The sequence below is a fragment of the Staphylococcus caledonicus genome (assembly GCF_016238465.1).
Lineage (GTDB): Bacteria > Bacillota > Bacilli > Staphylococcales > Staphylococcaceae > Staphylococcus > Staphylococcus caledonicus.
In genome coordinates this window covers 247748-261643 of sequence record NZ_JABTXV010000001.1, presented here as the reverse complement: position 1 = coordinate 261643, position 13896 = coordinate 247748, and the positions used below count along the sequence as shown (strand labels likewise).

At 34.5% G+C, this 13896-nt stretch carries 11 protein-coding genes and 1 tRNA gene; 1 reads left to right on the top strand and 11 read right to left on the bottom strand.

Translation table 11 applies throughout. The features are described from left to right. The first annotated feature begins 49 nt into the window (after positions 1 to 49). Positions 50 to 121 (top strand) — tRNA-Arg (locus HS848_RS01230). Between the two features lie 201 nt (positions 122 to 322). Here HS848_RS01230 and whiA read toward each other — a convergent pair. From whiA to HS848_RS01175, 11 genes are all read right to left on the bottom strand, one after another. Beyond that, on the bottom strand, positions 323 to 1267 hold the full coding sequence (gene whiA, locus HS848_RS01225) for a DNA-binding protein WhiA (protein WP_107507500.1): 945 nt from the start codon (positions 1265 to 1267) through the stop codon (positions 323 to 325). A 135-nt stretch (positions 1268 to 1402) separates the two neighbouring features. Beyond that, complete coding sequence (locus HS848_RS01220; protein WP_198610977.1) at positions 1403 to 2389, bottom strand: gluconeogenesis factor YvcK family protein; 987 nt, start codon at positions 2387 to 2389, stop codon at positions 1403 to 1405. After that, positions 2386 to 3300, bottom strand: a complete 915-nt coding sequence (gene rapZ / locus HS848_RS01215; RefSeq protein ID WP_107507498.1) for an RNase adapter RapZ — start codon at positions 3298 to 3300, stop codon at positions 2386 to 2388. The genes HS848_RS01220 and rapZ overlap by 4 nt, the downstream gene beginning before the upstream one ends. A 244-nt stretch (positions 3301 to 3544) precedes the next feature. Continuing rightward, positions 3545 to 4486 (bottom strand): thioredoxin-disulfide reductase, encoded by a 942-nt coding sequence (gene trxB / locus HS848_RS01210; protein WP_198610976.1) that lies wholly within the window; start codon positions 4484 to 4486, stop codon positions 3545 to 3547. Between the two features lie 63 nt (positions 4487 to 4549). After that, a complete protein-coding gene (locus tag HS848_RS01205) occupies positions 4550 to 5989 on the bottom strand; it encodes a tetratricopeptide repeat protein (protein ID WP_107507496.1) in 1440 nt (479 codons plus the stop codon). Between the two features lie 17 nt (positions 5990 to 6006). After that, positions 6007 to 6486 carry an acyltransferase gene (locus tag HS848_RS01200; RefSeq protein WP_198610975.1) on the bottom strand — a complete coding sequence of 160 codons (480 nt, stop codon included), beginning with the start codon at positions 6484 to 6486 and terminating at the stop codon, positions 6007 to 6009. After that, on the bottom strand, positions 6486 to 7331 hold the full coding sequence (lgt, locus tag HS848_RS01195; RefSeq protein ID WP_198610974.1) for a prolipoprotein diacylglyceryl transferase: 846 nt from the start codon (positions 7329 to 7331) through the stop codon (positions 6486 to 6488). Before lgt ends, HS848_RS01200 begins: the two co-directional genes overlap by 1 nt. 3 nt (positions 7332 to 7334) lie before the next feature. After that, positions 7335 to 8270 (bottom strand): HPr(Ser) kinase/phosphatase, encoded by a 936-nt coding sequence (gene hprK, locus HS848_RS01190; protein ID WP_107507493.1) that lies wholly within the window; start codon positions 8268 to 8270, stop codon positions 7335 to 7337. Between the two features lie 281 nt (positions 8271 to 8551). Next, positions 8552 to 11386, bottom strand: a complete 2835-nt coding sequence (gene uvrA / locus HS848_RS01185; protein WP_198610973.1) for an excinuclease ABC subunit UvrA — start codon at positions 11384 to 11386, stop codon at positions 8552 to 8554. A 6-nt stretch (positions 11387 to 11392) separates the two neighbouring features. Then, complete coding sequence (uvrB, locus tag HS848_RS01180; RefSeq protein ID WP_198610972.1) at positions 11393 to 13378, bottom strand: excinuclease ABC subunit UvrB; 1986 nt, start codon at positions 13376 to 13378, stop codon at positions 11393 to 11395. A 289-nt stretch (positions 13379 to 13667) separates the two neighbouring features. Then, positions 13668 to 13895 carry a CsbA family protein gene (locus tag HS848_RS01175; protein WP_107507490.1) on the bottom strand — a complete coding sequence of 76 codons (228 nt, stop codon included), beginning with the start codon at positions 13893 to 13895 and terminating at the stop codon, positions 13668 to 13670. Between the last annotated feature and the right edge of the window lies 1 nt (position 13896).

Sequence of the window (13896 nt, the reverse complement as noted above, 5' to 3'; positions counted from 1 at the left end):
ATTGTACTTTTAAATGAATAAATAGTACAGAAATACGTTTTCAAATTAGCTCCTCGTAGTGTAATGGATAGCACGTAAGATTCCGGTTCTTAAGATAGAGGTTCGATTCCTCTCGAGGGGGTTATTATATACTAATTAAATACATTGTTAAAATCAAAAGCCCATAACAACGGGCTTTTTCTATATCTGCTATTAATAACACGCCATCTAAAACTCATTTTCAGGGACTTAAAAAGTCGCTAGCTACAAACTAACATTATAATAACAAACACCCAAAACATTGGATTGATACACAACCAAATTTTAGGTGTTTGTAGTTTATCTATAATTCTATTTTCTCGCCACTACGCAATTTATCAGCAAGTTCATTTAGCTTTCTCAAGCGATGATTAACGCCCGATTTCGAGATGGCGCCCGTTGATAACATTTCACCGAGTTCTTTTAAAGAAATCTCTTGATGTTCGACGCGTAATTTAGCAATCTCTCTCAAACGATCTGGTAAGTTATCTAAACCAATTTCTTGATCAATCAATTGGATACTTTGAACTTGTTTCATCGCAGCACTGACTGTCTTATTTAAATTAGCCGTCTCACAATTGACCAAGCGATTAACCGAGTTTCTCATATCTCTAACGATACGTACGTCCTCAAATTTTAATAAGGCTTGATAGCCACCTATTAAACTTAAAAATTCAGAGATTTTTTCCGCTTCTTTTAAATAAGCAATACTGCCTTTTTTACGTTCCAAATGTTTAGCATTTAAGCCATAGCTATTCATTAATTTAGTTAAACCCTCTGAGTGATTCTCATATTGTGAGAAAATTTCTAAATGGTACGATGACGTTTCTGGATTATTAACTGAACCACCAGCTAAGAAAGCCCCACGTAGATAGCTTCTACGCATTTCATCGTCCGTAATCATACTGGCATCAATGTCGTGTACAAAAATTCCATTTTTCAAAATACCAAGTTGATCAAGTATTTCCTTAGCGCGAACTTTAGTTCGACAAATATAAATATTGTTTTTCTTCAGTTTCATTTTTTTACGCACTAATATTTCTACTTCGACATTAAATACACGTTTAATTAATGAATAAATTCGTCTTGCCGTTGTCGCATTCTCAGTTTGAACGTTAATTACAAATTGCTGATTAGATAGGCTGAGTGCACCGTTCATGCGTATTAATGCGCTAAGCTCTGCTTTAGCGTTACTTTCATCTACTTCGATACGCGTTAATTCATTTTTCATCTCTGACGCAAAACTCATCACACATTCCTCCCTCTCTAATCATTGTTATAAATACATGTAATTAACATCTCTAATACATTAATTTATGTTAATTCAGTTTTAATAGACATATGCTTAATATCTTATCATAATTTACCACGTCATAAGAAATATTTATTTCTTAGGTTGAAATTGAATTGTACTTGTTAATTCAAGTGCTAAATCATAAATTAATTGTGCTAGAACTTTCGTGTTGTGACGGACTAAATGTTCCTCAGATACTTCCACCAAATTGTTAGAAGTAATAATTTTAATATTATTATCGGTTAATTCATCTACGTTCATTTCAACAGGTTTCGCATGACGTTCTTCATAACGTTTTAGGACTTCATCATCATATTTATCGTCACTGCAAATTACGAAATCAACAAAGTCCTTTCCTGCATGGTCATGAAGAGCTTGAATATGATCTAACACATCATAGTCTGCTGTCTCACCTGGTTGAGTCATTATATTAGATATATATAATTTAGGTGCTTGAGAATTTAAAATTGCATCAGACATCTCTTTTACACATAAATTAGAAATGACACTCGTATATAAAGAGCCAGGTCCTAATACAATTAAATCAGCTTCTTCTAACGCATCAATTGCTTCTTCCATTGGTTCAACATTTGGGGGCTCTAAATATACACGCTCGATTTTTTTATTTTTCTTAGGTATTTTAGATTCGCCGCTCACAATTTCGCCGTCTTCTAATACGGCATTAAGCATTACATTGGTATTTGTTGAAGGTATCACTTTACCTTTAATATTTAATATTTTACTTAACTCTTTCACTGCATGACCGAAGTCATCTTTAATGTTAGTTAAGGCTGCTAATAATAAATTACCTAGTGAATGCCCTTCAATTTGGTGCTCTTCAAAACGATATTGGAATAATTCTTCTAAAATAGGTTCAGCATCGCTTAAAGCAGCAATTACATTTCTTATATCTCCAGGAGCAGGTATATCCATTTCACTACGGATTTTACCAGTACTTCCCCCGTCGTCTGCTACTGTCACAATTGCTGTTATATCTATAGGGTATTCTCTTAAACCCCTAGCTAATACTGATAGGCCGGTTCCTCCGCCTATGAGCACAATTTTTAATTGTTTCATTTTTTCACGCCACTTTCGATATGCGCATCTCTATGATGGACATAAACATTATAGTCAAAAATTTCTTCTAACTCTTCGCCAATTCGTTTGGCTAAGGCTACTGAACGGTGTTGACCACCGGTACAGCCTATCGCAATGACTAATTGTGATTTACCCTCTTTTTTATAACCTGGTATCATAAAGTTTAATAAATCCATTAATTTTTCAAAAAATATCTCTGTCTCTCGCCATTTCATTACATAATTATAAACCGCTTCATCTTCCCCCGTCATCGGTCGCAAGTCTTCTACATAATAAGGATTAGGAAGAAATCTAACATCAAACACTAGGTCGGCGTCCATTTGAATGCCATGTTTGAATCCAAAACTTGTAACATTAATGCTAAATGATTTGAAGTTTTCATCTTCAAATTTTTTCTTAATTTTCTCTTTTAAATCTTTTACCTTTATATTTGTTGTATCGATAATATAGTTTGCGATAGTGCGGATATTTGAAAGCAATTGTCTTTCTTCAACGATAGAATCGATAAGTGACTGTTGTCCATTTTCATTCAATGGATGCGCACGTCGTGTTTCTTTGTATCTAGAGATTAATTTTTCCGTATCAGCTTCTAAAAACATCACATCTACAATGACGTCATTACGGCTTTTTATTGCATCAATTTCATCGACTAAAGATTTAAATAACTCTTTACCGCGTAAATCTATGGCAATTGCAACTTTTTGAAGAGAAGGATTCCCTTGTTCCATTAATTCAACAAATTTAGGGAGCAATATAGGTGGTAAGTTATCCACGCAAAAGAAACCGATATCTTCTAAACATTGTATAACGACTGATTTTCCTGCTCCGGACAAGCCAGTTACTACTAATAATTCACTTTTACTCATTTCGTTTTCAGTTTGATTTATCATTATGCCACCGCCTAGTTAGTCTTAAAATTATTATCGTATATGTATCTCTCTTTATTTACTTTCATAATATCATATGTTCAAATCAACGTAATTAGTTACTCTTCGTATTTATTTATTTTCATGAAAAAAGCTAGAATAAATGAGATTGAGACATTTACCATTTATACTCTAGAAAACTAATTAATAGCCTCCCAAAAGCAAGGTTTCTTCGTCCTAACCTCTTTATTCTAGCTCGTATGACGTCTTATGCGTCTTGTTTATCTTTTAATTCTTCAATATAGTCGATAGCACTTTGCGCAGCTATACTACCATCACCTGTAGCAGTTACGATTTGACGTAAGCCTTTGTCTCTTACATCGCCAGCTGCAAAAATACCAGGTACTGATGTACTCATATTATCTTCTGTAAGAATATAACCTGTATCGTTTGTAATACCTAGATTAGTAAATGGTGCAGTTAATGGTTTCATACCAATATAAATAAATACACCATCAGCATCTAACGTTTGTTCTGATGCATCTTTAGTTGATACTAAAGTAACTGAACCTACTTTACCATCTTTATCATTGATTGATTTTAAAGTATGGCTCCAAATGAAATCAATTTTATCGTTTTTGAAGGCACGATCTTGTAAGATTTTTTGAGCTCTTAATTCGTCTCTTCTGTGTACGATAGTTACTTTTTCTGCGAATTTAGTAAGGAATGCACCTTCCTCTACTGCAGAGTCGCCACCGCCGATAACAAAGATATTTTTATTTTTGAAGAAGGCACCATCACATACTGCACAATAACTTACGCCTCGTCCACCAAGTTCTTGTTCGCCAGGGACACCAATTTTTTTATATTCAGCGCCAGTTGAAATAATCACAGCACTTGCTGTTACTTCTTTATTTCCTAGGTTAATTACTTTATAGTCGCCTTTATCTTCGATTGACTTAATATCACCATATTGATACTCAGCGCCGAATTTTTTAGCGTGTTCAAACATTTTTGTAGATAAATCTGGACCAGTAATCATTTCAAATCCAGGGAAGTTTTCAACTTCTTCAGTATTAGCCATTTGGCCACCAGGCATGCCTCGTTCAATCATAACAGTGCTTAAATTTGCACGTGATGCATAAACTGCTGCAGTCATACCGGCTGGCCCTGCTCCGATAATCGCAACATCATAATCTATTTCAGTCATTTTTATGCCTCCTACGTTTTTATTATCATGGGCATTATATATTATTCTTAAACATACTTAAATTTATATGCTCAATAGTTGGTCAATCGCATTATCTAATTTGTAACGCGAAACATTAAACAATTCCATAATCTTTTTCTTAGTGATATGACTATTATAGTATCGATGGTACAGGTACGTATGCGCTGCTACATATCTTTCAACTTCATTTAAATCTATGTCATTAGCAATCAACGCTTCCCCTTTATCAATCCAACTAACGAACAACTCTGTATCTTGTGGTAAGTCTTCCGCTTCATATAATTTAACTAAGCCTCGATGAATAAAATCAAGCTTATTCAAATGTAAACCTTGTACTAAATAAGTTAAATATAGTTTTTCATAATCATTCATATTTTCTAATATGGACCATATTTCTTCAGTCATTAAAATTTCCTTGCCATTCAACTGATTTAATAAAAAGACTCCGTACAATCTATAATGGTTATCGTCATCTTGTAAGAGGGGGAGTATTCTTTGATTAAATGTTGCTTTACTTTCTTCTAAAATCCATGGTGCATAGCCAACATCCACTTTAGAAATTTGTAATAATTTATCCCAGAATACTTTACTTTGTTCTTTATTTCCAAGGTAATAATAGTTAAAACTTAGCGCGTTGAACATTTGAAGGGATGCAAATTTACCTTTTTTATATAAGGGTAATAAGATTTGTTGCGACGCTTCATATTGTTTCAAATAACTTAGTACGATACCTAACTTGAAACTTTCATCATCATTCATAGGTACAACTTTGCTTAATATTTTTAAATATTTATGGTACTTTTCAGTTTCGTTCGTATTATATAGCAATAACGTATAATGACATAATGCATGAACGTCAGAGTTGTCTTCTGCTAATAATTCTTCAAACATTTCTTTCGCAATCGAATATTCGCTTAAATATAAATAGCACATTGCTAATAAATTGCGAATAACACGATGTTTTTGAATCGTTTCATCTTGGTTCAGAATGTAAGTACGCGCGTCTTTTAAACGCCCTTGAGAAAATAAATATTGGAACAGAAGTTGGATACTGAAAAGTTGGGCTTCTAATTCAATCTTTTCTTCACTCATATACGAAACTTCGAAGGTTTTTTCAAGTTCTTCTCTAAATTCTTTATCCCCTGTTAAAATCACATAATTAATACCAAACAAGAATGCCTTGTTTGGCTCATTAAGATCGATGTTCAATTCGCTTAATTGGTAAAAGCTTTCTTCTACGTTGTCTTCATTAATAATGCTTTCGTAGAACACTTTTTCAGCTTGTCTACCTAAATTAAGTTTATTTAAACAGTAGGTATATTTTAGTTTTATATCAAAATCATCTGGTGACAAATCAAGCACTTTTCTATAATATTCAGCTGCTTTACTGAAATCTTCTTGTCTATACTTTTGATCTGCCATTTTACGATAGAAATCTTCGTCAAATTTCATTGAAATAATTTTATCGCTATTTTGTGCCATGCTTTGTCACCTCTTTTCTATTTATAATGAATGTGCATTGGATTTCCGTATGCAATCGCGTGGTCTGGAATATCTTTAGAAACTACAGTGCCTGCTTTCACAACGACACTGCTACCTATTTTTATTCCTGGCAAGATAGTCGTATTCGCCCCAATTAAGGTTTGATCTCCTATACTTACTTTACCATTGCGATACTCATCGACTAATACTTCGTGAGTTAATATTGTAGTATTATAACCAATCACGCAATTATTGCCAATTGAAATTAACTGAGGATGAAAAATATCGGGCATAACTTTATAGGCCATCGCCGTGTGCTTGCCAATTTTCATTTTCAAAAGGTTGATATACACCCAACGTTTGAAACGTAGAGACGGTAAGAAACGACAAATTTCTATAATTAGCGTATTCTTTAAGACTTTTGAAAATCGCACAAAGTGATAAATACGCCATAGAGGATTAATTGACTGATTCCCTACTTTAGATAAACGTCTCATTATTTCGCGTTCCCTTTTGAAGTTGACCATGACAACGGTCCCGCTGTCTTATAAATTGGAGGTTGATATTTCATGCGACGATAAACCATTAAAACAAGTCCGATTATAATTAAAATAACTGAGACTAATTGGGCAACGCGAATATTACTTGTCAACATTAGACTATCTGTTCGTAACCCTTCAATAAAGAAACGTCCTACTGAATACCAGATAAGGTAAAGTGTGAAAGTTTCACCTACTCGAAGGTGTTTTCTCACAGTAATTAAAATAATAAAACCTAAAATATCCCATACAGATTCGTATAGAAATGTAGGGTGATAATAGACCCCTTCAATATACATATTATTGATAATAAAATCTGGGATATGTAAGTTTTCTAAGAAAGATCTTGAAACTGGGCCACCGTGTGCTTCATGATTCATAAAATTACCCCAACGTCCAATACCTTGAGCTAATATAATACTCGGCGCAACGATGTCTCCAATTTGAAACGGATTTAGATTTTTAATTTTACATACAATAATGCCAGTTATAAATCCACCTATTAAACCACCGTGAATCGCTATACCACCATGCCATATTTTCGGTATTTCACCTGGATTCTCCATATAATATGGCCACTGGAAAATAACAAAATAAATACGTGCCATAAGAAAGCCAAAGAGGGCACTATAAAAAATAATATCGACGAGTGTGTCTTTATGTAAACCTACGTATTTTAAACTTTCTTGAGCGATAAAATAACCGATAAGAATTCCTACGGCAATGATAATCCCGTACCATTTTATTGATAAGGGACCTAAATTAAATGCGGTAGGATCAATATAATTTAAATTAAATACCATTCATTAGTTCTCCTTGCTTTGATGACCTTTTCTTAAAATTTCTTCATTTAGGCGTTGATTAAATTCTTCAGCAGTATTAATACCCATGATATTTAAACGGTAATTCATAGCTGCGACTTCGATGATAACTGCTACATTTCGTCCTGGACGTACTGGAATTGTTTTTTTAGTAATTTCCGTATCAAGTATTTGTAATGTTTCTTCATGAAGTCCAACACGGTCATATAGTTTGTTTTTGTCCCAATTTTCCAAATTAATATTTAAACGAATTTGCTTCTGAGTTAAAATTGAGCCCGCGCCAAATAGCGTCATCACATTGATAATACCTAAACCGCGAATTTCAAGTAAATGTTCGATAAGTTTAGGTGGAGTTCCTATAAGCTCATCTTTCGTAATTTGACGGATTTCAACATTGTCATCGGCTACGAGACGATGCCCGCGTTTCACTAATTCAAGTGCTGTTTCACTCTTACCAATCCCAGAGTCGCCAGTAATTAATACCCCTACGCCGTACACATCGACTAATACACCATGTAGAGAGGTCGTTTTAGCTAATTCATGCTCTAAGAATGTTGTTAGACGACTCATTAAGCTTGTTGTCGCATCTTTAGAGACGATAAGTGGTGTATCCATTTCTTGAGCAGCATCGATTAATTCTTGCGGTGGCTCTAATCCTCTTGTCACAATAATAGCAGGTGTTTCTGGACGACACAGTTTGCGCATGCGTCCATGTCGTTCTTCGTCAGGTAATAAATTGTAAAACGATAGTTCTGTAGTACCTAATAATTGTATACGGTCTGCAGCATAGTGAGAGAAGTACCCCGCCATTTCCAAACCAGGTCTAGATATATCGGTATTTTTAATAGATTTATGTAGTCCATTTTTACCGGTAAATAATTCTAGATTTAATAAATTAACTAATTTCTCAGTCGTTAACATGAGTTCACCTCAACATTTTCCCTTGAATTCATTCATCTATTATCATATCAAAAATAAACTCATAATTTATATAAAAAAGGTGAATTCATTTTTAATTTGTTTCTTCACCTCTTTGCACACATGAAAAATCGTCTTTTATTTATAACGATTTGCCTTCTCATAAGGCGTTTAAATTAAAAACAGTCTGAAACACTAAATCGTTTCAGACTGCTTAAACAAGATGATTTCATATTTAATGTGCTCGTTCTCTGTAAGTGAGCTATTCATGCATCATAATTCAATTATTCAACCTTGTCATGTTCTAATACTGTTTTTAAATAGTTACCAGTATATGATTCTTCTACTTTTGCAATTTCTTCAGGCGTACCAGTAGCCACGATTGTACCGCCACCTTCGCCACCTTCAGGACCTAAATCGATGATATGGTCAGCTGTCTTAATGACATCTAAATTATGCTCGATAATAACTACTGTATCACCATTTTCAACTAGTCGATTAAGCACTTTTAATAAACGACTTATGTCATCAACATGTAAACCAGTAGTAGGCTCATCTAGAATATAAATTGAACGGCCAGTAGAACGTTTGTGCAATTCTGAGGCTAGTTTAACACGTTGAGCCTCACCACCAGATAATGTAGTGGCTTGTTGTCCTAAAGTAATATAACCTAACCCCACATCTACAAGTGTTTGTAATTTGCGGTGAATTTTAGGAATATTTTCAAAGAAATAAGCCGCTTCTTCAACTGTCATATCTAAAACTTCGGCAATATTTTTACCTTTATATGTCACTTCTAACGTTTCGCGATTATAACGTTTCCCATCACATACTTCACAAGGCACATAAACGTCTGGTAAGAAATGCATTTCAATTTTAATAATGCCGTCGCCTTTACACGCTTCACAACGTCCACCTTTAACATTAAAGCTAAAACGCCCTTTTTGATAGCCACGAATTTTAGCTTCGTTGGTTTGGGCAAAAACATCTCGAATATTATCAAAAACACCTGTATACGTTGCTGGATTTGAACGTGGTGTTCTTCCGATTGGAGATTGATCAATATCGATTATTTTTTCTAATTGGTCAATACCTTCAATACTGTCATAACTACCAGGTTTAACTTTAGATTTATTAATTTTTTGAGCTAGTGATTTATATAATACTTCATTCACTAGAGAACTTTTACCTGAACCAGACACGCCTGTAACAACTGACATCACAGATAATGGTATATCCACGTCTACATCTTTTAAGTTATTACTACGTGCGCCTTTAATACTAATCTTGCGGTCAGTCACTTCACGACGATGTTCAGGAACATCGATACGTTTTTTACCGCTTAAATATTGACCAGTAAGTGAGCTTTTATCTTTCATCACTTTTGTCGGAGTTCCTGCTGATACAATTTCTCCCCCATGGTCCCCTGCGCCGGGACCTATATCTACAAGATAATCGGCCGCTCTCATCGTGTCATCATCATGTTCTACTACAATCAAGGTATTACCAAGATCTCTCATTTCTTTAAGGGTACTAATTAATCGGTCATTATCACGTTGATGCAATCCAATTGATGGTTCATCTAATACGTATAAGACACCTGTTAGACGAGAACCAATTTGTGTCGCAAGACGAATACGTTGAGCTTCACCGCCAGATAGCGTACCTGAAGCACGATTAAGTGTTAAATATTCTAATCCAACGTTATTTAAGAAAGATAAGCGTGAACAAATTTCTTTTAAAATTTGGTTCGCAATCGTCTTATCTTGTTCTGATAATTCGATGCTTTCATAGTACTTCAAGGCGTTACCGATAGAGTATTCAACGACTTCACCGATATTGTAGCCACCCACATATACAGATAACGCTTCTTTACTTAAGCGTTTACCGTGACAGGTTTCACATGGAAGTTCTGTCATATATTTACTCATTACTTCACGTGTATATTCTGAAGGTGATTCATGATAACGGCGGTCAATGTTAGGTAGCACGCCTTCGAATTTCATTTTTCTACGGCGTGTGTCCCCATTGCGACTATGGAATGAGAATTCTATTTCTTTATCACCAGAGCCGTTCATTAAGATATCTTTTTGTCTATCAGTTAATTTTTTATATGGTATGTCCATATTGATTTTATATACTTCGCATACGCGTTTTAATAAAGTTGGGTAAAAATCTGAACTAGTAGGCTCCCATGGTTCGATGGCACCTTCATTTAAAGTTTTATTTTGGTCTGGAATAACTAAATCAAGGTCGACCGTCAATCGTTGTCCTAAACCATCACATGTAGGACATGCGCCAAAAGGACTGTTAAAACTAAACATTCTTGGTTCTAATTCTCCAATTGAAAAACCACAAATCGGACAAGCATGGTTTTCTGAGAATTTAAGATCTTCGCCCCCGATAACATCAACAGTGATATTACCTTCAGCTAATTCAAGACCTGTTTCAATTGAATCGGCTAATCGAGTTTCGATACCAGATTTCACTACTAGGCGATCAATAACCACTTCGATAGTATGATTTTTATTTTTATCCAAATCTGGTACTTCGTTAACATCAACGATTTCTCCATCAACTCTTAAACGTACGTAACCTTTTTTACTAATATCTTCAATTAATTTCTCATGACTACCTTTTCTATGGGAAATAACTGGTGCTAAAATTTGGATTTTTGTACGTTCTTCTAATTCTAAAATACGATCAACCATTTGTTGAACTGTTTGTGATTCGATTTCAATACCGTGATTTGGACAGTAAGCTTTGCCAATACGCGCATAAAGTAAGCGAATATAGTCATAAATTTCTGTAACAGTTGCCACTGTAGAACGTGGATTTTTACTTGTTGTTTTTTGATCAATAGAAATTGCAGGAGATAAACCTTCAATCGTATCTACATCAGGTTTATCCATTTGTCCTAAAAATTGACGCGCATAAGCACTTAATGATTCTACATAACGACGTTGTCCTTCAGCATAAATCGTATCAAATGCTAAAGAAGATTTCCCTGAACCGGATAAACCCGTCATTACAATTAATTTATTTTTAGGGAGTTCAATATCTACGTCTTTTAAATTATGCGCTCTTGCACCTTTTACTACGATACTTGGTCCTTTCATTCAGCTTCACCCTTCTGCTTTTAATTCAAATAACATATCTCGTAATTCTGTAGCTCGTTCGAAGTCTAAATCTTTCGCTGCTTGTTTCATTTCTTTTTCTATATTTTCAATAGTTTTTTGACGTTCTTTTTTCGTCATTTTCTTAGGTACTTCAGTACGTTGTTTTTCATTTGTTTCGTCATTTTCAACTGTAGCACTGATCACATCGTGAATTTTCTTGTTAATTGTTTTTGGCGTGATGCCATATTTTTCATTATGAGCCATTTGAATTTCACGACGTCTTTGCGTTTCATCTATCGCGTATTGCATAGAATCTGTGATTTTATCTGCATACATAATTACTTCGCCTTTATCGTTACGTGCAGCACGACCAATTGTTTGAATAAGTGAACGGTTTGAACGCAAGAAACCTTCTTTATCCGCATCTAATATAACGACCAATGACACCTCAGGTATATCAATACCCTCTCTAAGTAGGTTAATACCTACTATTGCATCATATGTACCCATACGTAAGTCACGAATAATTTCTATACGCTCTAACGTTTTAATCTCAGAATGGAGGTAATTGACTTTAATGCCAGCCTCTTTCATATAAGTCGTTAAATCTTCACTCATTTTTTTAGTCAACGTGGTTACAAGTACACGTTCATTTTTATCGATTCTATCTTGAATTTCACTTAACAAGTCATCAATTTGATTTTTCGTTGGTCGGACATCAATCTTAGGATCTAATAATCCTGTAGGACGAATGATTTGTTCAACCATTTCATCAGTATGTTCAAGTTCGTATGGGCCTGGCGTTGCTGATACATAAACAAGTTGTTTCGTCTTTTGTTCAAACTCTTCAAATTTAAGCGGACGGTTATCCATCGCACTTGGCAGACGGAACCCATGGTCTACTAATACCTGTTTACGGGCTTGGTCGCCATTAAACATCCCTCTAATTTGCGGTAATGTTACGTGTGATTCATCTATCATTACTAACCAGTCATCGCCAAAGTAATCTAATAGCGTATACGGTGTTGAACCAGGTGGTCTTAAAGTTAAGTGGACAGAATAGTTCTCAATTCCTGAACAGAATCCCATTTCACGCATCATTTCTAAATCATAATTAGTACGTTGTTCTAGTCGTTGTGCTTCTAGTAATTTATTCTCATCTCTTAACTCTTTAAGACGTTCTTCTAATTCTTTTTCAATTCTTTCAATAGCGACTTTCATTTTCTCTTCTCGAGTTACGAAGTGAGATGCAGGGAAAATCGCAAAATGTTCACGTTCTCGGATAACTTCTCCAGTAAGATAATTGACTTCTCTAATACGGTCAATTTCATCACCGAAAAATTCTACACGAATGCACATTTCTTCACGTGAAGCTGGGAATATTTCTACCACATCTCCACGTACTCTAAATGTCCCACGTTGGAAATCAATATCATTTCTTGAGTATTGTACGTCGACTAATTTTCTAAGGAGCTCACTACGATCCATTTCCATACCAGCACGTACGCTCACTACTAAATCCTTATATTCTTCTGGATTACCTAAACCATAAATACAACTTACACTGGCAATAATAATGACATCGTCACGTTCAAATAACGCACTTGTAGCTGAATGTCGTAATTGGTCGATTTCATCATTAATAGAAGCATCTTTCTCAATAAAAGTATCCGTTGAAGGAACATAAGCTTCTGGTTGATAGTAATCATAGTAACTTACGAAATATTCAACTCTGTTCTCAGGAAAGAATTCTTTAAACTCGCTATATAATTGGCCTGCCAATGTTTTATTATGGGCAATAATCAATGTAGGTTTACCGACTTCTTTAATAACGTTACTCATGGTAAATGTTTTACCTGTACCTGTAGCGCCTAATAGTGTTTGATGACGTTTACCTTCTTTTACGCCTTCAACTATCTTTTCAATCGCTTGAGGTTGGTCCCCTTCTGGATCAAACTCAGAATTCAATTTAAATGGGTAGTGTTCTACCATTCTGACAAGCGCCTCCTCAATGTTAACTTTCTTACTTTATTTCCTATTATTTGAAAAGTATTCTTACTTACAAATATTTTAGCAAAAATCCAAATAAAAATACAAACGTTTGTTCGCTTACGTTTGTATTTTATGCCTATAATTATTTGGTTGTCTGTACGTTTTATTTAACTTAAATTTCAATATATAGATAGCCTTAGGTTATAGCTATATCTGTTTCACTCTTTCATGTGTATTTACACTATAAATCAACTAATGAAGTAGTTCAATTGTTCTGTTTCTAACCTTATTAATCTTCTTGCTTATGAAATTTAAGACTATCAACAATGACATAACCTGCTAACAATGACACTACATCGATAAAGATAATCCATTCATTATGAAAAAAACCTTTATATACTGATGTAGCAATTAAAATTAGTGTTGCTATGACGCCTACCCATTTGCTTCTTGTGATTACACTAAATAAAACAACTAATACACAGGGAAAAAATGCGGCTAAAGCGTACCAGATCATC

What these genes read in the sequence shown, in the direction of transcription:
- whiA (WP_107507500.1), bottom strand. Translation starts at nt 1,267, where the DNA reads ATGAGTTTTGCGTCAGAGATGAAAAATGAATTAACGCGTATCGAAGTA.
- HS848_RS01220 (WP_198610977.1), bottom strand. Translation starts at nt 2,389, where the DNA reads ATGAAACAATTAAAAATTGTGCTCATAGGCGGAGGAACCGGCCTATCA.
- rapZ (WP_107507498.1), bottom strand. Translation starts at nt 3,300, where the DNA reads ATGATAAATCAAACTGAAAACGAAATGAGTAAAAGTGAATTATTAGTA.
- trxB (WP_198610976.1), bottom strand. Translation starts at nt 4,486, where the DNA reads ATGACTGAAATAGATTATGATGTTGCGATTATCGGAGCAGGGCCAGCC.
- HS848_RS01205 (WP_107507496.1), bottom strand. Translation starts at nt 5,989, where the DNA reads ATGGCACAAAATAGCGATAAAATTATTTCAATGAAATTTGACGAAGAT.
- HS848_RS01200 (WP_198610975.1), bottom strand. Translation starts at nt 6,486, where the DNA reads ATGAGACGTTTATCTAAAGTAGGGAATCAGTCAATTAATCCTCTATGG.
- lgt (WP_198610974.1), bottom strand. Translation starts at nt 7,331, where the DNA reads ATGGTATTTAATTTAAATTATATTGATCCTACCGCATTTAATTTAGGT.
- hprK (WP_107507493.1), bottom strand. Translation starts at nt 8,270, where the DNA reads ATGTTAACGACTGAGAAATTAGTTAATTTATTAAATCTAGAATTATTT.
- uvrA (WP_198610973.1), bottom strand. Translation starts at nt 11,386, where the DNA reads ATGAAAGGACCAAGTATCGTAGTAAAAGGTGCAAGAGCGCATAATTTA.
- uvrB (WP_198610972.1), bottom strand. Translation starts at nt 13,378, where the DNA reads ATGGTAGAACACTACCCATTTAAATTGAATTCTGAGTTTGATCCAGAA.
- HS848_RS01175 (WP_107507490.1), bottom strand. Translation starts at nt 13,895, where the DNA reads ATGATCTGGTACGCTTTAGCCGCATTTTTTCCCTGTGTATTAGTTGTT.